Source organism: Streptomyces sp. NPDC058683, assembly GCF_042716195.1.
GTDB lineage: Bacteria > Actinomycetota > Actinomycetes > Streptomycetales > Streptomycetaceae > Streptomyces.
Genome location: NZ_JBHXSK010000079.1, coordinates 1 through 18,194 on the forward strand (window position 1 = coordinate 1; position 18,194 = coordinate 18,194).

General features: G+C 72.2%; 22 protein-coding genes. 18 read left to right on the forward strand and 4 right to left on the reverse strand.

What is annotated here, in order from left to right; genetic code table 11:
- Nucleotides 1-282: 282 nt before the first annotated feature.
- The 7 genes from ACFWXC_RS49065 (at nucleotide 283) to ACFWXC_RS49095 (ending at nucleotide 4,958) form a co-directional block, all read left to right on the forward strand.
- Nucleotides 283-1,134 carry a hypothetical protein gene (locus ACFWXC_RS49065; RefSeq protein WP_384490108.1) on the forward strand — a complete coding sequence of 284 codons (852 nt, stop codon included), beginning with the start codon at nucleotides 283-285 and terminating at the stop codon, nucleotides 1,132-1,134.
- A gap of 176 nt (nucleotides 1,135-1,310) precedes the next feature.
- The gene (locus ACFWXC_RS49070) at nucleotides 1,311-1,604 is read left to right on the forward strand and encodes a hypothetical protein (protein ID WP_384490110.1); all 294 of its coding nucleotides are present in this window, start codon (nucleotides 1,311-1,313) and stop codon (nucleotides 1,602-1,604) included.
- Between the two features lie 128 nt (nucleotides 1,605-1,732).
- The gene (locus tag ACFWXC_RS49075) at nucleotides 1,733-2,233 is read left to right on the forward strand and encodes a DUF5949 family protein (protein ID WP_384490112.1); all 501 of its coding nucleotides are present in this window, start codon (nucleotides 1,733-1,735) and stop codon (nucleotides 2,231-2,233) included.
- Entirely contained in the window at nucleotides 2,233-2,817 is a 585-nt protein-coding gene (locus ACFWXC_RS49080; RefSeq protein WP_384490114.1) for a vitamin K epoxide reductase family protein, read from the forward strand. Before ACFWXC_RS49075 ends, ACFWXC_RS49080 begins: the two co-directional genes overlap by 1 nt.
- Nucleotides 2,818-2,958: 141 nt before the next feature.
- The gene (locus ACFWXC_RS49085; RefSeq protein ID WP_384490116.1) at nucleotides 2,959-3,474 is read left to right on the forward strand and encodes a hypothetical protein; all 516 of its coding nucleotides are present in this window, start codon (nucleotides 2,959-2,961) and stop codon (nucleotides 3,472-3,474) included.
- A gap of 139 nt (nucleotides 3,475-3,613) precedes the next feature.
- The gene (locus tag ACFWXC_RS49090; RefSeq protein ID WP_384490118.1) at nucleotides 3,614-4,108 is read left to right on the forward strand and encodes a tyrosinase family oxidase copper chaperone; all 495 of its coding nucleotides are present in this window, start codon (nucleotides 3,614-3,616) and stop codon (nucleotides 4,106-4,108) included.
- Nucleotides 4,092-4,958 (forward strand): tyrosinase family protein, encoded by an 867-nt coding sequence (locus tag ACFWXC_RS49095; protein WP_384490120.1) that lies wholly within the window; start codon nucleotides 4,092-4,094, stop codon nucleotides 4,956-4,958. Before ACFWXC_RS49090 ends, ACFWXC_RS49095 begins: the two co-directional genes overlap by 17 nt.
- A gap of 64 nt (nucleotides 4,959-5,022) precedes the next feature.
- Here ACFWXC_RS49095 and ACFWXC_RS49100 read toward each other — a convergent pair whose 3' ends face one another.
- The 3 genes from ACFWXC_RS49100 to ACFWXC_RS49110 all read right to left on the reverse strand — a co-directional run bounded on the left by ACFWXC_RS49100 (nucleotide 5,023) and on the right by ACFWXC_RS49110 (nucleotide 7,544).
- On the reverse strand, nucleotides 5,023-5,322 hold the full coding sequence (locus ACFWXC_RS49100) for a chaplin (protein ID WP_384490122.1): 300 nt from the start codon (nucleotides 5,320-5,322) through the stop codon (nucleotides 5,023-5,025).
- A 296-nt stretch (nucleotides 5,323-5,618) separates the two neighbouring features.
- Entirely contained in the window at nucleotides 5,619-6,548 is a 930-nt protein-coding gene (locus tag ACFWXC_RS49105) for an NAD-dependent epimerase/dehydratase family protein (protein WP_384490124.1), read from the reverse strand.
- A gap of 27 nt (nucleotides 6,549-6,575) precedes the next feature.
- A complete protein-coding gene (locus ACFWXC_RS49110) occupies nucleotides 6,576-7,544 on the reverse strand; it encodes a ScbA/BarX family gamma-butyrolactone biosynthesis protein (protein ID WP_384490126.1) in 969 nt (322 codons plus the stop codon).
- Between the two features lie 461 nt (nucleotides 7,545-8,005).
- Here ACFWXC_RS49110 and ACFWXC_RS49115 point away from each other — a divergent pair, with 461 nt between their 5' ends.
- Both ACFWXC_RS49115 and ACFWXC_RS49120 read left to right on the forward strand, forming a co-directional pair.
- Entirely contained in the window at nucleotides 8,006-8,812 is an 807-nt protein-coding gene (locus ACFWXC_RS49115) for a response regulator transcription factor (RefSeq protein WP_384490128.1), read from the forward strand.
- Between the two features lie 157 nt (nucleotides 8,813-8,969).
- Nucleotides 8,970-9,578, forward strand: coding sequence for a ScbR family autoregulator-binding transcription factor (locus ACFWXC_RS49120; RefSeq protein WP_384490130.1), 609 nt, complete (start codon nucleotides 8,970-8,972; stop codon nucleotides 9,576-9,578).
- Nucleotides 9,579-9,639: 61 nt separating this feature from the next.
- Here the strand turns inward: ACFWXC_RS49120 and ACFWXC_RS49125 are convergent, their stop codons facing one another.
- Nucleotides 9,640-10,221, reverse strand: coding sequence for a TetR family transcriptional regulator (locus tag ACFWXC_RS49125; RefSeq protein WP_384490132.1), 582 nt, complete (start codon nucleotides 10,219-10,221; stop codon nucleotides 9,640-9,642).
- 400 nt (nucleotides 10,222-10,621) lie between these two features.
- Here ACFWXC_RS49125 and ACFWXC_RS49130 point away from each other — a divergent pair, with 400 nt between their 5' ends.
- From ACFWXC_RS49130 to ACFWXC_RS49170, 9 genes are all read left to right on the forward strand, one after another.
- Entirely contained in the window at nucleotides 10,622-11,245 is a 624-nt protein-coding gene (locus tag ACFWXC_RS49130) for an OvmZ protein (RefSeq protein WP_384490134.1), read from the forward strand.
- Nucleotides 11,242-11,448, forward strand: coding sequence for a hypothetical protein (locus tag ACFWXC_RS49135; RefSeq protein WP_384490136.1), 207 nt, complete (start codon nucleotides 11,242-11,244; stop codon nucleotides 11,446-11,448). Before ACFWXC_RS49130 ends, ACFWXC_RS49135 begins: the two co-directional genes overlap by 4 nt.
- 366 nt (nucleotides 11,449-11,814) lie before the next feature.
- Nucleotides 11,815-12,186, forward strand: coding sequence for a dehydrogenase (locus ACFWXC_RS49140; protein ID WP_384490138.1), 372 nt, complete (start codon nucleotides 11,815-11,817; stop codon nucleotides 12,184-12,186).
- Nucleotides 12,183-13,187 (forward strand): ester cyclase, encoded by a 1,005-nt coding sequence (locus tag ACFWXC_RS49145; protein WP_384490140.1) that lies wholly within the window; start codon nucleotides 12,183-12,185, stop codon nucleotides 13,185-13,187. The genes ACFWXC_RS49140 and ACFWXC_RS49145 overlap by 4 nt, the downstream gene beginning before the upstream one ends.
- Nucleotides 13,188-13,287: 100 nt before the next feature.
- A complete protein-coding gene (locus ACFWXC_RS49150; RefSeq protein ID WP_384490142.1) occupies nucleotides 13,288-13,698 on the forward strand; it encodes a nitroreductase family deazaflavin-dependent oxidoreductase in 411 nt (136 codons plus the stop codon).
- Nucleotides 13,695-14,288: an NADPH-dependent FMN reductase gene (locus tag ACFWXC_RS49155; RefSeq protein WP_384490144.1), complete on the forward strand. Its 594-nt coding sequence runs from the start codon at nucleotides 13,695-13,697 to the stop codon at nucleotides 14,286-14,288. Before ACFWXC_RS49150 ends, ACFWXC_RS49155 begins: the two co-directional genes overlap by 4 nt.
- A 189-nt stretch (nucleotides 14,289-14,477) precedes the next feature.
- A complete protein-coding gene (locus tag ACFWXC_RS49160; RefSeq protein ID WP_384490146.1) occupies nucleotides 14,478-15,785 on the forward strand; it encodes a cation:proton antiporter in 1,308 nt (435 codons plus the stop codon).
- 151 nt (nucleotides 15,786-15,936) lie between these two features.
- The gene (locus tag ACFWXC_RS49165) at nucleotides 15,937-16,596 is read left to right on the forward strand and encodes a hemerythrin domain-containing protein (RefSeq protein ID WP_384490148.1); all 660 of its coding nucleotides are present in this window, start codon (nucleotides 15,937-15,939) and stop codon (nucleotides 16,594-16,596) included.
- Nucleotides 16,597-16,656: 60 nt separating this feature from the next.
- Nucleotides 16,657-18,129, forward strand: coding sequence for an MFS transporter (locus ACFWXC_RS49170; RefSeq protein ID WP_384490150.1), 1,473 nt, complete (start codon nucleotides 16,657-16,659; stop codon nucleotides 18,127-18,129).
- Nucleotides 18,130-18,194 lie beyond the last annotated feature (65 nt).

Below are 18,194 nucleotides of genomic sequence, written 5' to 3' on the forward strand. Positions count from 1 at the left end.
GTCCCGACCCCCCCCGCCGCCCGCGCCCCGCCCCGCCCGCGCCCCCCCCCCGGCCGGTTCGTGCGTCCGGGCACGGTTCCCGCGCGTGTCCCGCTCGGGCGTTCCCTCGAACGGCCGGAGCCGGGGCGGAAGGGGCGAGGCGGCCTTGGCAGGGCACCTCATCAGGGGCGATGCCGACGGCACGGAAGGCGATCGGTGACGGTGGGCGGTCGAGCGGTTGCAGGCCGACGCGGGTGATTCCACGGTGGGCAGCACGTCCCATGCGCATCGAAAGGAACACCCATGCGTGCTCTGCCCGCACGGCGTCTCGCGTCCACCGCGCTCTGCGCCCTTCTTCTGGCCGGGATCACCGGCCCGGCGGCCGTCGCCGCCGACTCGGCCCATGAGCGCACCCACGCGATGTCCCAGGCGCCCGTCCCCGGGGCCGACGCGCTGCTCGCCCAGGTCAAGTCGCTGGGCAACCTCGGGACCGTGCTCAAGCCGGTCACCGACCTGCTCAACACCGTGCTCGCGGCGGACAACGGCCAGCTGAGCGCCGATCAGGCCACCCAGCTCGGCGACGCCGTGAAGGCGGCCATCGCCCAGGTCACGGCGGCGGCCCCGGCCGCGGCCCCGACATCCGCGGCCTCTCCCGCGGCGGCGAAGCCGGCGATCCCCGCGGCGATCCCGACGGCCTCCGCGGCGACCCCGACGACGACCGCGCCCTCCGCCGCGGCCGCCACCCCGAGCACCCCAGCCACCCCGAGCACCCCCGCGACCCCGACCGCCCCCGCCGCCCCGGCCCTGCCGTCGGCGCCCGCCGTGCCGAGTGCCCCCGCCGTGCCGGCCGCGTTCCCCGCGCCGGCCGCCGCCCAGGCCAAGGGTCTCGGTGGCGCCCCCGCCGCCAAGGACCTGACCGGCGACGCGCTGACCGCCCTGGGGACCGCGGTCGACAACCTCCTCAAGGCCGCCACCTCCGGTGACGTCAGCCAGGTGCTGCCGGCCGCCACCGCCGTCGTGACCGGCCTGGTCAACCTGCTCGCCGCGATCCTGCTCGGCAGCGGCCTGCCCGCGCCCAACCTGCCGGGGCTGCCGGGCCTGGCCGCCGTGCCCAGCCTGCCGGTCTCCCCGCCGCTCCCGCTGCCCACGGGCTGACCGGCCCGGCCCGGCCGGGCCGTCTTCGGCCGCCGGCCCTTTCGGGGATCTCATATGTCTTCCGAGCGCGGGGTTTCCGGCCTGCCGGGGCGTCGTTAGGCACGGCGTCAGCATTCCCCCTGGTGGCTTCCGTTGCGTGGCTCGCGCCGCCGAAAGCCGCCGAAGAAAGGAACACGATGAAGTCTCTGAAGGCTGCCGCTGTCGTTGCCGGTTCCGTGGCCCTCGCCGGCTTCGCCGCGCCCGCGTTCGCCCACAACAACGCCGACCTGACGCCCACCAGCCTCAACGGCGCCGTGAACACGCTCACCAAGAGCCCCCTGACCCTGGACCAGGCGATGCCGCTGAAGCACCAGTCGGACGCCCTCAACACCGAGAACAAGCGCTCCGTGCTCCACAAGGTCAAGCGGACGACCGGCGCCGTCAACCAGCAGCGCAGCCCGCTGCTCGGCGGTCTGCCGCTGCAGGGCTGAGGCCGGGCGGGAACGGTTCGGGGGACGCCGTAGCGGCGTCCCTCGTTCGTGTGGCCACACCGCCGGCTGTCCGCCGGTCGGGTGAGCGGGCGCCCGGCCGCCCCGCGGCCCGTCGATAAGGTCACGCGGTGACCTCAACCCCAAGCGCAACCCGCCCCTTCCGCCCGGCCGACCTCGGCACGGTCGCCGTGCTGGCCTGGAGCGGCGAGGCTCCCGACGGCAGTGACATGCCCTATCTGCTGGCCTACTCCCTCGGTGACGCCGCGGGCGGCGCGGAGGCCGGCTCGGCCGCCGTCGAGGCGCTGCTGGAGAACAACGGACTGCCGGTCGGCGGCGACCTCGTCGACGGCACCGCCCGGCCCCGCCTGCCCGTCACCCTGCTGGTCGAGTCCGGTACGGCCGTCCTCAACCTGGCCCCGCTCAGCGCCCAGTGCCCCGCGCCCGAGGAGTGGCTCGCCGCCGTCGACGAACGCGGCTACGCCTACCTGGTGTTCACCACCCGGCCGTGGCCCCAGGGCGAGCCCGGCAAGCCCGTCGAGGCGGCGGCGCTCAAGGACTTCGCCGGGGCCGAGGAGACCCTGACGGCCGCCGCGCACATCGTGCTGCCCGCCCGCAGCCTGCGCGGCTGATGCCGGGAACCGCAGCCGCCGGCCGGGGGTTCGCGCTGCTCACAGTGGTCGCGGGGGCGGCCGGGCTGCTGGCCTCCTGGGTCATCACCCTCGACAAGTTCAAGCTGCTGGAGAACCCGCACTTCGTCCCCGGGTGCAGCCTGAACCCGGTGGTGTCCTGCGGCAGCGTGATGAAGAGCGACCAGGCGGCGGCGTTCGGGTTCCCCAACCCGATGCTGGGCCTGGTGGCCTACGCCGTCGTGATCTGCGTCGGCATGAGCCTGCTGGCCGGCGCCCGCTTCCCCGCCTGGTACTGGCTGACCTTCGACGCGGGGTGCCTCTTCGGCGTCGGCTTCGTGTCCTGGCTGCAGTTCGAGTCGCTGTACCGGATCAACGCGCTGTGCCTGTGGTGCTGCCTGGCCTGGGTCGCCACCATTCTCCTGTTCTGGTACGTCACCTCCTTCGCCGTACGCCATCGATTCCTGCCCGCGCCCGCATGGCTGCGGGAATTCCTCGGTGAATTCACCTGGGTACTTCCGCTGCTGCACATCGGGGTCGTCGGCATGCTGGTCCTGACCCGCTGGTGGGACTTCTGGACGAGCTGAACAAGGGACTTCGGGACGAGCTGATGAGTGAACAGCCGACTAATGCTGCACCCGGGCGAAATGTGAACTGATGCCGTTTTCCGGCTCGTTACCCGGTACGGATGTCGCTCCTCCCGCCTCCTGAAAGGGCCCGTACCCGACATGAAGCCGACCACCCGAGGAACTCTTGCCGCCGTCGTCACGGGCGTCGCGGCCGTCGTGGGTGCCGCCGCCACGCCCGCCGCCGCGACCCCGACGGTGCCCGTCCCCGTACCGCTGGACGGTGTCGAGAAGTCCCTCCACATGGAGGTGCCCAAGCTCGGCATGGAGCTGCCGCTGCTGATCCCCGGCGTCCCCGAGGGACCGCGCTACGTCCAGGGCCGGCTCCTCCCGGACCGGACGCTGCCGCAGGTACCGCTCAACGGCGGGCTGCCCGGCGTCGGCCTCAGGGCGCCGCTGCCGCACCTCCTCGGCGACGGCTACGACCACATCGGTGTCGGCACCCCGGCCTCCGGCCTGCGCGCGCTCACTCCCGGCCTGGCGCTGGTCGCCCCGCTCACCGCGCCCGACCCGCAGCATCTCGGCATGCCGGCCCCGCAGATGCCCGACGCCGGCGTGCTCGCCCCGGCCCTGCAGACGGTCGTCGGCGGCGACCTGGGCGCCGGCCCCGGCCGCTGACCCGCCGGTGAGTACGGCCGCCGCACCGGCCGCTCCCCGGTCCCGGCCGTGCGCCGGATGGCGGCGCGGCGGTGACCGGGCGGCCCCTCGGGCGGTTACCGGTACCGACAGCGATCGGTGAACCGTAAGAGGAGTGAGCATGGTCGTCGGAGCAGGCGGTGTGGCGGTGGGCGCGGAGCCGGGGGCCGGGCGGCCGGACAGAGCCGGGGCGGGCGGGCCGACGCGGCGCGAGGTCACCCGGGGGCTGCTCGCCTCCGTGGCCGCCCTGGCGCTCGCCCCGGTCGTCGCCGCCTCCCGCCCGGTGCCCCCGGCGGACGGCCCCGCGGGCACCTCCTTCGACGAGACCTACCGGGGCCGCCGCATCCACGGTGTCCTGGTGCCGGTGGCGGGGCGGACCGACGACCGGGTCGAGTGGCAGGTCACCGTGGGGGGCCGGCCGCTGCATCTGATGCGGCGGGCCGACGGCACCTGGCTGAGCATGGTCGACCACTACAGCTCCTACCCGACCCCGCTGGAGGCGGCCCGGGCGGCCGTCGACCAGATCGGGCCCGGGCAGCGGCTGCGCGACCTGGCCCCGGGACCGATGGGCGGGGGGCATCTGCACATGGGGGGCGACCATGGCGTACGTGCGTAAGGACGTCGGCAGGCTGACGGCCGGCGAGCGCAAACGGCTCGTCGACGCCTTCCTGGAGGTCAAACGGCGCGGCGAGTACGACGAGTTCGTGCGGATGCACATCGACCACTACACCGCGGACGGCGAAAGAGGGCTGCGCACCGCCCACATGGCCCCCTCCTTCCTGCCCTGGCACCGCCGCTTCCTGCTGGAACTGGAGCGCGCCCTGCGCCGCGTGGACGGGTCGGTGACCGTGCCGTACTGGGACTGGACCAGGGACCGTACGGCGTCCTCCGTCCCCTGGACGAGGGACCTGCTCGGCGGGAACGGCCGGGCCCGGGACCAGCAGGTGATGACCGGCCCGTTCGCCTATGCGGCCGGGCACTGGACCATCAAGGAGGGCATCACCGACGGCCGGTTCCTCGCCCGGGACCTGGGCCGGGCCCGCGACCCGATCGCCCTGCCCACCAGGACCCAGCTCGCCCAGGCGCTCGACGACCCGGTGTACGACGTCGCCCCCTGGGACTCGACCGTCAGCCGGGGCTTCCGCAACAAGCTGGAGGGCTGGGGGTCCGGCAGCGGCAGCGCGTCCTGGCGCAACCACAACCGGGTGCACCGCTGGGTCGGCGGGGCGATGCTCGGCGGCGCCTCCGTCAACGACCCCGTCTTCTGGTTCCACCACGCCTTCGTCGACCTGCAGTGGGAGCGCTGGAAGGCCCGGCACCGCGGGCAGCGCTACGTGCCGGCCGGGCCGCCCGGCCGCGGCGACCCGCAGCACCGACGGGTCGTCGCCCGCGGCGAGAAGCTGCCGCCGTGGGACGTCACCCCCGGGTCGCTGGAGGACCTGAGCCGGATCTACCGGTACGCCTGAGGCGCCCCGGACACGGGAAGAGCCCCGGCACCCAGGGTGCCGGGGCTCCTTCGCCGGCGGTGGCTCAGTTGCCGTAGCCGCCGTTCTTGCCGTCGCCGCCCTTGTTGTCGCCGGCCTTGCCGTGGCCTTCGTTGACGCAGGTGTTGCCGAACGCCGGGTTCAGCAGACCGATCACGTCGATGGTGTTGCCGCACAGGTTGACCGGGATGTTGACCGGGACCTGGATGGCGTTGCCGGACAGCACGCCGGGGGAGCCGACGGCCTCACCCTGGGCGCCCGCGTCGGCCAGAGCCAGGCCGGCTCCGCCGATCACCACTGCGCCGGTGCCGAGAGCGACGGCGGCAGCCTTCGCGATGCGAGACATTCAGTTCTCCTTCTTGTTGCTCGGGGAGTGCGGCGGCAGGACCAGCCGCCGCACTCCCCGTTCAACGCCACGACCTGCGGCTGGTCACGCCGATCACCGGACGATCACTCCAAGGGCCCGAGTCGGGGCAGCCGCCGTACCGGGGAACCCGCCGGGAAGGCCCGGATGTTCTCCACCGCCCGGCCGTGGTGCGTCGTGTGGTTGGCGTAGGAGACACGGCCGTCGGCGCGTCCGAAGGGGCCTGGGCCGTACGCGAGATGCGGCTAACGGCGCGTGGGCGCCGCAAGCCCCCGCGGTCAGACCCCCGCCAGCGTCGAGCGGTACCACCGTTCCGCACGGCGGAAGCAGCTCGCGAAGCCCGCGGCCGGCGACTCGCCGAGGTCGGACCAGAGCGCGTCCGCCTCGAAGAAGTGGTCCGTGGTCAGGATGTCGAGCGTGCCCGGCGGGACGCCCTTCGCCGCGAGGATCGCCTTGGCCCCCTCGACGGTGAGGTTGTCGTGCGGCCAGGCGATCCCGGCGCACTCGGCGACCGCCCGCAGCGCACTGTCCACGGTGACCGGCAGCGGATCCGCCGCGTGGTACACCGGCGAGGTCAGCGCCGCGTCCGGCGCGAGCGCCGTGGCCACCAGCAGCCGGGCCAGGTCCGGCGCGGTGATCACCGACGCCCGCGCCGGCCAGCCGGCCACCACACCCGGCAGGGCGCGCAGCAGCCGTGCCAGGTTGGGCCCGACCCACAGGTCTCCTTCGCCGAAGACCAGATGGGGGCGGAGCACCACACCGCCGGCGGCGAGGACCGCGTCCTCGGCCGCCGCGCGGGTGCGGGAGGTGACGGAGCCCGGATTGCGCGTGAGCTCCTCGGGGCGGGAGCCGCGGAACGTGCCGCGGCCGTAGACGGAGGCGGTGCTGAGCTGGACGATCCGGCGTACCCCCGCGCGCCGGGCCTCGGCGACCAGCGCCGCCGTACCCCGTGCGTTGACGGCCTCGTTGGCCGCCGCGCTGCCGCCGATCTGCGAGGCGCAGTGCAGCAAGACGTCGACCCCGTCGCAGACCCCGCGCAGCGAACCGGGGTCGGTCAGATCGGCGGCCACGGTCCGCACCCCGGAGCAGGTCCGGGGCAGGGTCCTGCGGTGGGTCATGAGCCTGAGCTCGGCGCGCCGCAGCCGCGCCTCGTGTGTCACATGCGCCCCGACGAACCCGGACGCGCCGGTGATGAGGATGGTGGGCACGGGGACTCTCCCGGAAGGCGGTCGGGGTCAGCGGACACGTGGCCGCAGGACCAGTTCGGCGGTGAAGACCGTCTCCTGCCGCTGGCTGCCGTGCACCCGTACCAGCAGGTCGCCGGCGCAGCCGTACGGTTCGGGGTCGGCCGTGATCCAGCAGGGCGCGTCGAGTTCGGCGTACCGCACGAACTCGCTGCGCATGTCGAGCAGGAGGGCGCCGGGCACCCCGGTGCGGGCGTGCGCGGCCTGCCGGGCGGCCTCCAGGAGGAACATGCCGGGTATGTGGTCGACGGGGTGGTCGAAGTAGGTCGGGTGCGCGGTGTCGACCCGCAGTTCCCACCGGCCGCGGGTGCCCGGCGCGGGCTCGCCGAGGACGACGTGCCGGGGGCCGGCGTGGCCCACGGCGGCCGGGTCGAGGGCCGGCGGCGGGGTGTGGCCGGTGGTGGTGGGGCGCTCCCCGCGCATCCGCCGGTACACGTCCGGGCTCATGCAGCGGAACGCGGCCGAGGCGGTGGCCCGGGCGCCGTTCTCGCGGAGCACCGTCACGTCGTAGCGCATCTCCCGCAGCCGGCCCGCGCGGCGGACGACGTCGCGGCAGACCGTGTGCATCTCGACATCGGTGGGGACCGTGTCCGCGACGAGCAGCTCAGACTCCGTGGTCACGGACATGTCAGACATGAGGAACTGGTGGCCGAACGGCACGTCGAACTCGGCGTGGGCGAGCAGGGATCCGATCTGGCGGACGGACTCGATCAGCAGCATGGGGTCCTGGTAGCCCCGGTCGGGGGCGAACAGGGCGTGGCAGCGCGGCCACTGGGCCCGGACGACGAAACCGGCGTCGTCGCCGGCGCCCCGGGGGGCGCCGGGGGACTCGTCGGGTTCCCAGCCGGTGAGGAGGACCTCGGAGACGGCCGCGCGATGGACGTACTCACGCGGCACGGTCGTGGTCAGTCCGGGGAGCAGGGGCTTCTGGGCGAGGGCCTGGTCGGTGAGGTGCGGCATGTGCAGCGCTCCTGTGTCGGTGTGACGGGGAGGGGGCAACAAGCCGTACGTCGGCTGTCACCCCCCGTGGCCGACGTTCTAGCCACAAGATACAGACAGGTCGGTCCGGTTCTGCAAGAGGCGAGTCGATTTCTTGGGGGAGTCCGGGACTCCGATGGTCCGGCCGTCCGGGCCAACTGACCGTTATGTCTGGATTGCATCCGCGAAACGAACAACCCTGTATGGTTTGTTGAAGGGGCATAGTCCTTGGTCAAGTCTTTCCTCGGGTCGCCCTAGTGGAGTCTCGCCTCCCACTTGTCCGGTAATCCGATGAAATCGCAGCTCATCGTGGCGTGGGTCGAGCGAGGTCGAGGCGCCGCGCCGTGCCACCTCGGCAGTTGACAATCAGACAAGTCTGTTTGGTACGGTCTGCTCGTGAACCCGCAGTCCGAGATGACGTGGATGTGCCTCAGGGGGAACAGATGAACCGCCAGTACGCGGATCTCGTGGCGCCGTCGGCGCGGCGCCACCGCTCGCACGGCCCGCTCGTCCCGCTCACCACGGGCGGGCACCCGGCCCGCCCGGCCCCCGCGCAGGGCGCGTCCCGGGCGGCGGGCCTGAACGTCCTGGTCGTCGAGAACGACCCACGGGCCGCCGACACCCTCCGGCAGGGTCTGGTCCGGCACGGATACGCCACCCACGGCGCGACCACCGGCGCCCAGGCGCTGCGCGGGCACCGCGAGGCCGACCTGGTGCTGCTCGACCTCGATCTGCCGGACCTGGACGGTCTCGAGGTGTGCCGGGGCATCCGGGCGGTCAGCGATCTGCCGATCATCTCCGTCACCGCGCGCGGCTCGGAGCTCGACTGTGTGCTCTGCCTGCAGGCCGGCGCGGACGACTACCTCGTCAAACCGTACGGATTCCGGGAGTTACTGGCCCGGATGGAGGCGGTGCTGCGGCGGGTGCGGGTGCAGCCGGCGAACCAGCCGGCCGCCGGCCGGGTCGTCGCCCACGGGCCGCTGCGCATCGACCCGGGCGCCCGGACGGCCACCCTCGACGGACGGCCGCTGGACCTGACGCGCAAGGAATTCGACCTCCTCCACCTGCTGGCCTCGCAGCCCAGCACGGTGATCCCGCGCCGCCAGATCATGGCCCAGGTGTGGGACGACGCGTGGTCCCCGCGCGGCCGCACGGTCGACACCCATGTCGGCACCCTGCGCGGCAAACTGGGCTCCAGTGCCTGGATCGTCACCGTCCGGGGGGTTGGTTTCCGGATCGGCTCTCCCTAGCGCCTGCGCGCGTTCCCCGAGGTCATGCCCCGTTCGGGCGGCCGGCCCCGGAACCGCTTTCTGACAACTCCCGCCGCGGTACTGACCGTGGGCCGTGGATGCGGCTTACGATACAGACAAGTCTGTTGAATTCAGTGGGAGAGCGTAGGGATCTGGCATGGCTCAGCAAGAACGCGGCAAGCGGTCACGGCGGTCGATCCTGGAAGCGGCGGCCCAGGTCTTCGACGAGCGCGGCTACGACGCCGCCAGCACCAACGAGATCCTGGCCCGCACCGGACTCACCCGCGGGTCCCTCTACCATCACTTCCCCTCCAAGGAAGCCATCGCGCTGGCGCTGGTGCAGGCGCACGCCGAGGCCCTGGAAGTGCCCGAACGGCCGGTCAGGCTGCAGTCGGTGATCGACCTGACCCTGGAGTTCGCCCGGCGCCTCCAGTACGACGCGGTGCTGCGCGCGAGCGTGCGGCTGACCATAGAGCAGACCTCGTTCGACTGCCCCCCGCAGACCACCTACGAGCAGTCCACGGACACCATCCTGACGCTGCTGCAGGAGGCCGAGAAAGGGGACGAGATCCTGCCCGGGGTGGATGTGCGCGAGGTCACCTCGCTCATCGTCGGCTCCTTCACCGGCCTGCAGATCATGTCCCAGGCCTACTCCGGCCGCGCCGACCTGCCCGAACGCACCAGCGTCTTCTGGAAGTTCCTGCTGCCCGGCCTCGCCACGCCCGGCCTGGTCGGCCGGCTGCGCACGACGCCGCCGACGGACTGACTGGCCCTACCAACCGGTTCCCGGCCCGCCCCCCAGGCGGGCGGGGCGGACCGGCGGCGGGTCAGATCCGGCGCTCCCCGCCCCGGTTGGGCCGGTCGCGGTCGAACAGCGGGCGCAGCAGCCGCCACAGCCGCTGGGTGATCTCGCCGTCCCACCAGCTCGGGTCGGTGTGCCCCAGGGTCTCGATGCCCGCGGCCATCACCACGGCCAGGTCCGCGAGGTCCTCGGCCGGTTCCGCGGCCTCCTTCTGCGCCTCGGTGACCCGCTCGTGGACCGCGGCCAGCAGGTCGTCACGGAGCCGGGGCGGTCCGGCCGAGCCGTCCGCGGCCAGCTGCATGCCCGCCCGGACGATCTTCTCGGTGCGCATGGCCTCGCCGAGCGCGATCAGAAAGCGCTTCGGCGCGTCCGCCACCGGACCCGCGAACGCCTCCTCGGTCAGCGCCTCGACCCGCTGCCGGGCCTCCTCGTACACGGCGGCGGTCAGGGCCGTGGTGGAGGAGAAGTGGTGGTAGAGCGCCCCCCGGCTGACACCGGCCCGGCGGCAGATGTTGACCAGCCCCGCGTCGGACAGCCGGCCGTCCGCGATGAGCTCGGCGGTGGCATGGAGGAGAGCCTGACGCGTCTGCTCGGATCGCGCCTGCATCAGGTCGCACCCGCCTTCCCTGCCCACAGAGTTGCCCGGTGCACGCCATGCTCACGGACACCGATGTCAATGATGGTGAGAATCATACAACCATGCCTGTTTCCTGGGAGGACCCCGGTGAGGACCTACCTCCGCATGACCTCCACAGGATCCGAACGTCCCAGGCGGCAAGGGTGGTTGTCCGGAAACATGCGCGACGGGCGAAGATCCGAATTGATCCTCAATCAGACAGGTCTGTTTGTAACAGTGATCATATCCGGCCACTTGACACGGGTTTGACACTCCGCTGACAGAGCTGCGGAGGATTGTGGGAACCCTGAACCGTCGTGCGTTGAAGGCCCCGGCGACCCCCGTGAGACTGGTGGCAGTTCCGCAGGGACCAAGGATTCGGGGGATCCGAATGGAAGAGTTCGAGCGACTCACGGACGAGCACCACAGCCGCGACTGCAGACGGCGCTGCGGACGGATCTGCGTCCGCTGCCTGGACCGGATCGACGGCGCCCTGCGCGCCCTCCTCGACCTGTACCGGGAGAGCGACCAGGCGCTGGCGCCCGGCGGGCCGGTGCTGCGTGAGCGGGTGAGCGGCAGCCGCGCCACCGTCGGCATCGTGCTCGACGAACAGGCCCTCGCGCTGCGCACCCGGACCGTCGAGGTGATGGCGTTGTGGGCGTGCCTCGTCGTGGACGAGCGCACCGGCACCCGGCCCGCCGACCGCCGGCTGGGCGCGCTGGTGCGGTTCCTGCGCCGGCAGCTGCCCTGGCTCGCCGGGCACCCGGCGGGCCCGGACTTCGACGAGGAGCTCGCCGAACTGCTCGGCGACCTCCGCGCACTGCTCGGCCCCGGCCCGGTGCGCCGGTTCGCACTGGGCCCGTGCACCCGGCCGGAGTGCGCCGGGACGCTCTACGGCGTACTGCCGGCGGACGGCGGCGACCGGGTGCCGAGCCATGTCGCCTGCGACGACGGCCACGCGCTGCCGCCGCGCCAGTGGCTGCTGGTCGCGGACCGGATGCGGGAGGCGGCATGACCGAGCCGACACCACCGGCGGGCCGGCCGGCGAAGCCGCGCCGGGTGCCGACGGAGCTGGCGGCCCTCGCGATGGGCGTCACCCAGGCGACCATCCGCAAATGGGCCAGCCGCGGCAAGATCACCCGGCACGGCGGCCCGCGCCGGGCGGAGTACGACCTCGACGAACTGTTCGCACTGGCCCGCAGGGGCGAGACCGAATAAGCGGCGCGAGACCCTGTAACAGCAGTGAATTCGAGTAATCCTTCGCCGTCGCACCGAATTCACCGACCATCACCTGCAAGAAACCGGATCCGTGCGGGGATCCGGTGCGAAGCAGCCCCCGCGGCCCATCCCCCTGCCGCGGGGGCTGCTTTGGTTGCTTGACCGTCAACTCGCTTAGCCATAACGGAAGTTGACGCACCCGAACAGAGGTGTCACACTCTTTTCGGCGCCCCCATGTCCTGACGGCGGTGGCGCTTCTCCCGGGCTTCTGCTTTCGAGCCCGTGGCATCCTTCTCGAAATCCGCGCCCCGACCGGGGCGCGGATTTTTTGTTTCCCTCCCGCCCCGACTTGAGGAAGTGTGCTCGATGCCTGTTTCCACCTGGACACCCGTCGGTCAATGGACGGGTACGGTCACGCACGACGGCGAGGTGGACCAGTACACCGTCGACTTCGCCCCGGACGGCTCGCTCTCGGTCACCACGCAGAAGAGCACCGGCACCGGCTCCTGGACCGTCACCGGTGACGACTCGGTGGAGTTCTCCCTGCGTGAGGACTTCAACCTCGACGTCACCCAGATCAGCCCCAACGGCCACCGGGCCGCGTACATACAGATCGACATCATCGCGCGGCACGAGGACGGTGCGCTCACCGGCGAGGGCAAGGCCGTCGTGCACGGCCCCGACGACGTCGTGATCTACGCGACGGACGCCCGGACCGAAGCACGCCGGGTGTCATGACGGCCGAAGTCTCCCGGCTCGTCGACGTGCTGAGCCTGCGGGACCTGGCCGGGCGCTATCTGGCCGGCCTCGACGAGGGCGGCTTCGACGAGACCTGGGCGCGGTCCCTGTTCACCGAGGACGTCGAGATGACGTTCCCGGTGGGCAGCCACCAGGGCCTCGCCGGGGTGGCCGGGTTCACCACCGAGATCATGGCGCGCTGGGGCCGTACCCACCACCACGGCTCGGAGAGCCAGGTGGAGGTGGACGGCGACACGGCCCGGCTCAGCTGGAGCCTGATCGCCTCCCACGTGCACCACGGCTCACCGCTTCCCCCGGACCCCACCCAGTACTTCCAGCTCGGCGGCCGCTTCACCGGCACCGCCCGGCGCACCCCCGACGGCTGGCGCTTCGACCGGCTGCGGCTGCGGATCGTGTGGACCACCGGCGCCGTGCCCAGGGGAGTGACCCAGGTCGACCGAAAGACCCTCGACACCCGAGGAAACACGACCACTTCAGCCACTTCAGCCACGTCAGCAGAGGAGAACCCGCCCATGCCCACCACGCTCACTCCGGACCAGCAGAAGGAACTGATCGAGAAGGTCTTCCACGAGGGCCTGGACCTGGGCGACCTGTCGGCCGCCGACCGCTACCTCACCGCCGACTTCCGCAACAACGGCAGCCACGACGACTCCATGCGCGGCCCGGAGGCGTTCAAGCACACCATCAGGATCCAGCAGTCCGCGTTCAGCGGGATCAAGTACGAGATCCTCGACTTCATCTCGATGGGCGACAAGGCCGCCATCCGCTGGGTCATGCACGGCAAGCACACCGGCCCCTTCATCGGCATCAAGCCGACCGGCCTCCAGGTGCAGCACCAGGCGATCATCTGGTTCCGCTTCGAGGGCGACAAGATCGCCGAGCGCTGGGGCATCGTCGACAACTTCTCCCTGCAGAAGTTCCTCCAGTCCGGCGGCAAGCCGGTCGGCCCGCTGACCCCGGCGGGCAAGCCCGCGGCCTGAGCCGCCGCCCGGCCGTGCGGCCCGGCCCCCGCTGACGGCGGCGGGGGCCGGACCGCACTTCCACGGAATGAAGTGCCCGACGGAGCAAGGGACTTGAGACATGCCGATCGACAGGAAAGTCGCCCGCTTCAACCGGCGGTTCGCCAACCATCTCGTCGGGCCGCTGTTCAGCCGGCTGCCCGGGTTCGGGAAGGTCCACCACCGCGGCCGCAAGTCCGGGCGGGAGTTCGCCACGCCGGTCAAGCTGTTCCGGCGCGGCGCGGACATCGTCATCACGCTGCCGTACGGACCCGGCTCCGACTGGGTCAAGAACGTACTGGCGGCGGGCGGCTGCGAGATCACCACGCGCGGCCGCCGTATCCAGGTCGCCGACCCGGTGGTCTTCAGCGACGACGGTACGACGAAGATGCCCGCCCTGACCCGGCGGATCCTCTCCCGGGTCGAGGCCACCGAGTTCATCGCGCTGACCCCGGTCCCGGCGCCCGCGCAGGTGCCGGCGGGCCGGACATGACCGCCGTCGGCCAGGTCACCCGCCCGCTGCGGGTGGCGCTGCTGGTCGGCTCCGCCCGCGACGGGCGGCTCGCGCCGGACGTCGCGGGCTGGTTCGCCCGGGTGACCGCGCACCGGGACGACCTCGTCCTGGACGTCGTCGACGTGGCCGAGCACCCGCTGCCGGCGAGCCTCGACGCGGCCGACCCCCGGGCGGCGGCGCTGCGCCCCCGGCTGGCCGGGGCGGAGGCGTACGTCGTGGTCGTACCGGAGTACAACCGCAGCGTCCCGGGGCCGCTGAAGACCCTCATCGACAGTTTCCAGTCGGAGTGGGAGGCCAAGCCGGTCGGCTTCGTCGGCTACGGGCTCGGCATGGCCGGCGGGGTGCGGGCGATCGAGCACCTGCGGCAGATCTTCGCGGAGTTCCACTGCGTGGGGATGAAGGACGTGGTGACGTTCCCGCGGGTGCTGGAGCACTACGACGCGGACGGCAACTTCCCGGCGGAGCCGGAGGGGGCCGAGGCCGCGGCCAAGCTGATGCTCGACCAGTTGCTCTGGTGGGCCGCCGCGTTGCGCGAGGCCAAGTCACTCCGCCCGTACAACGCCCCGTAAAGGGGCGCGGGGAACTGCGCGACCGGCCACGACGGCGCCGCAGCCGTCCGCTCCACCGTGCCCACCCACTGCGCGGCGAGTACGGCGATCGGCTGTGGGCCGTCCACCGGTCCGTGGTGGCTGATCGCGCAGTTCCCCGCGCCCCCGAGGGGGCGCGTCACCTGACCCCCCTTTCGACAGGAGAACCCGATGGCAGCTGCTGCCGCCCCCGATCCGCTCACCCCTCTACTCGTCGCCGTGCCCGTGGTGATCCTCGCCTGCCGGGCCGGGGCTCAGCTTCTCAAGCGGCTCGGGCAACCCCCGGTCGTCGGCGAGATCCTCGTCGGTATCCTGCTCGGTCCCTCGCTGCTGGGCTGGCTCTGGCCGGACGCGCAGGGCTGGCTGTTCCCCGCGTCGGCGCTGCCCTACATCGGCGTGCTCGGGAACGTCGGACTGCTCGTGTTCATGTTCCTCGTCGGACTGGAGCTCGACCTCAAGTCCCTGCGCGGCAACAGCAGAACCGCCGTCGCCGTCTCGCAGGCCGGGATCGCGCTGCCGCTGGTGCTGGGCGTGCTGCTGGCGCTCGGCATGTACGGGCGGTTCGCCCCGGACGGCATCGGGAAGCTGCCGTTCGTGCTGTTCATCGCCGTGTCGATGAGCATCACCGCGTTCCCGGTGCTGGCCCGCATCCTGACCGACCGGGGCCTGTACCGGACCAGGGTCGGCGTGCTCGCGATGGCCAGCGCGGCGGTGGACGACGTCACCGCCTGGTGCCTGCTGGCGGCCGTCGTCGCCGTGACGAAGAGCGGCTCGCCCATGGACGCGCTGGTCACCGCGGGCTACGCGGTCGGCTTCGCGGCCGTCATGTTCGTGGCCGTACGACCGCTGCTCGCCCGGTGGGCCGCGCGGGCCGAGCGGCGCTACGCCGACGGTGTCGTGCTGGTCGTACTGTTCGGCGGGCTGAGCCTGTCCGCGTACGCCACCGACCGGATCGGCGTGCACGCGCTGTTCGGCGCGTTCCTGTTCGGCGTGATCACCCCGCGCGGCAGCCGGCGGATCGAGGTCACCGCGGCCCGGATGCGGGCCTTCGCCGTGCCGGTGCTGCTGCCGCTGTTCTTCGTCAGCACCGGGCTCAAGACCGACATCGGGCTGCTCGGCGGCAGCGCCACCCAGTGGCTGTGGGCGGGCGCGGTGCTCGCCGTCGCCGTGGCCGGCAAGTGGGGCGGCGGCACGCTCGCGGCCCGGCTCTCCGGCCGTGACTGGCGGGACTCCATGTCGCTGGGCGCGCTGATGAACTGCCGCGGCCTGACCGAGCTGATCGTGCTCAACATCGGGCTGGGCCTCGGTGTCATCGGCCCCGAGCTGTTCACCGTCCTGGTGCTGATGGCCCTGCTCACCACCGCCATGACCACCCCCGCGCTGACCCGTATCCGCAAGGGGGTCGACGAGGACCTCGGACAGGAACCGGCCGGAATCGGCCAGGACGAATCCGTCCTGCAGCCCGCGAGAACCCGCTGACCTGCGCCTTCGGGCGCGGCAGCGGCGTCAGCCCCCGACCGGCGAATAGTTCTGGCCCTGATGGTTGGCAGATTGCTAGTTGGAAGCTTGATAGATAAGCAGGTTGACGATACTCTCGCAGTACGACGACGCAGCAGTGAGGGAGAGAGTGATGAGCCAGGAATTCAAGAACCTCGACATGACGATGATGTTCGCGATCCACGACGCCCTGCGACGCGAACTGGAGCGGATCGCCCGGATCACCGCGCGGGTCGACGAGGACCCCCGGCACGTGCTGAGCACCGCGGTCGGCTGGGAGCTGTTCAAGAAGTTCCTGACCGTCCACCACACCTCCGAGGACGACATGGTCTGGCCGGTCATGGAGGCGGCGCTGGTCGGCAAGGACGCCGAACTGGCCCTGCTCGCCGACATGGAGGCCGAGCACGGGGTCATAGACCCGCTGCTCGCCGACATCGACGCGGCCCTCGCCGACCGGGACTCCGGCCTGGAGCGCCTGACCGGCCTGACCGACACCCTCTACACCCGGCTCGGCGGCCACCTCGACCACGAGGAGCGGGACGCCCTGGCGCTGATGGACATCACGCTCTCCCAGGAGCAGTGGCAGGCCTTCAGCGCCGAGCAGCGCACCCGGATCGGCGACGACTCCTCCCGTTACCTGCCCTGGCTGCTCGACGACATCGGCGCCGTCAAGGTCGCCGACATCATCGGCAAGATGCCCGCGCCGCTCCGCAACGCCTACGAGAACGACTGGCGCCAGGCCTACGAGGACCTCGGCATCTGGACCCCCAAGACCGCCTCCACCACCCGCTGACCGGATCCCGAGGGTTCCGCTCGACACCCCCCAACCCTGAGACAGACACGGAGACATCCCATGTCGCTGCAAGACCGCACTCAGGCCGTCCCCAAGGCCGCGGCTCCGCCGCAGCAGGACGGCAAGCTCGGACTCGCGTTACTCGTGATCGCCACGGCCCAGCTCATGCTCGTCCTCGACAACACGATCGTCGCCGTCGCGCTGCCGAGCATGCAGAGCGCCCTGGGGCTGAGCGAGTCCAGCCTCGGCTGGATCGTCACCGCCTACGCCCTCGCCTTCGGCGGTCTGCTGCTGGCCGGCGGCCGCGCCGGTGACCTCTTCGGCCGCCGCCGGGTCTTCCGCACCGGCCTGATCCTGTTCACCGCGGCCTCGCTGCTCGGCGGCCTGGCCCAGAGCGGCGAACTCCTGATCGCGGCCCGCGTCATCCAGGGCGCGGGCGCCGCGATCGCGGCCCCCACCGCCCTGTCCCTGCTGGCCACCACCTTCCCCGCGGGCCCCGCCCGCAACAAGGCGCTCGGCGTCTACGGCGCGATGGGCGGCCTCGGCTCGGTCGCGGGCCTGCTGCTCGGCGGCGCGCTCACCGAGTACCTCAGCTGGCGCTGGGTGATGTTCGTGAACATCCCGATCGCCCTGGCCGTCCTGTTCGGCACCAGCGTCCTCGTCGAGGGCGAGCGCGAGCGCGGCAAGGTCGACGTGCCCGGCGCGCTCACCGCGACCCTCGGCTTCGGCTCACTCGTCTACGCCATCAACCGCGCCGGCGACAAGGGCTTCGGCGACGGCGTCACCCTGATCGGCCTCGGTGCCGCACTCGTCCTGATCGTGGCCTTCGTGGCCATCCAGCGCTCCAGCCGGGCGCCGATGATCCCGAGCGGTGTGCTGGCCGACAAGGGCCGGGTCGGCGCCAACGTGATCATGTTCCTGGTCGGCGCGGGCATGCTCGCCACCTTCTACTTCCTGACCCTCTACATGCAGATCGTCAAGGGCTACGCCCCGATGGTCACCGGCGTCGCCTACCTGCCCTTCGCCCTCGGCATGGGCATCGCGGCCGGCGGTCTCGGCCCGCAGCTGCTCGCCAAGATGCCCGAGCGCAACGTCGTCGCCCTCGGTCTGCTGATCGGTGTCGCGGGCATGGTCTGGTTCAGCTTCATCGAGCCCGGCCAGAGCCCGTGGGCGGCCCTGCTGCCCGCCCAGCTGGTCGCCGGTCTCGGCCTCGGCATGGTCTTCGTGGCCGTCACCATCGTGAGCGTCCGCGGGGTCGCCCCGCAGGCCACCGGCGCGGCCTCCGGCCTGGTCAACACCGCCCAGCAGATCGGCGGCGCCATCGGCCTGGCCGCACTGGCGGCGGCGGCGACCGCCATCACCAATCACGAGCTGCCGGGCAGCGTCCCGCACGCCCTGACCACCGGCTACTCGTACGGGTTCCTGTTCGGCGGCGGCCTGTACCTGCTGGCCCTGATCGTGGCCCTGATCACCCTGCCGGCCACGGCCCCCCAGCACCACCAGGACGGCGAGCCCGCTCCCGCCGCCCTGTGACCTGCCCCGGCGGCCCCGCCCTGTCCACCCGGGCGGGGCCGCCGGCACCCCGGCACCCTCATGCC